The sequence below is a fragment of the Burkholderia sp. BCC1998 genome (genome assembly GCF_905339875.1).
Taxonomy (GTDB): domain Bacteria; phylum Pseudomonadota; class Gammaproteobacteria; order Burkholderiales; family Burkholderiaceae; genus Burkholderia.
The window spans coordinates 1-296 of sequence record NZ_CAJPHE010000116.1; the positions used below are offsets into that span (position 1 = coordinate 1).

Here is a 296-nt window from a genome sequence, read left to right on the forward strand (position 1 = left end):
AGTTTCCTAACTTCATGTTGGCAGCGGTCGAGTCGCTGGGCGCTAGCGATCGGGCGTGTGCCCGCGCGCCGGTCCAATGACTGATATTCACTTAAGGAATCGAGATCGTGAACATTGCAGTTGAGCAAGACAAAAATATTGGTGGACACGCCGAGGACTCGTTTAAGGTCGTCGAGACCCAGTACGGCAAACTGCGCGGTCGTGTGAGCGATGGACTGGCGTCCTTTCTAGGCGTTCGATACGGCGCTAACACTGCTGGAGCGAATCGGTTCATGCCCCCGCAACCCGTGACGCCA

Annotated in this window: 1 protein-coding gene; it reads left to right on the forward strand. The window is 56.8% G+C overall.

The window, feature by feature from the left end:
• Positions 1 to 107: 107 nt before the first annotated feature.
• Positions 108 to 296: carboxylesterase family protein (locus tag U5A56_RS37035; protein ID WP_321927440.1), on the forward strand; the 189-nt coding region annotated here is incomplete at its 3' end.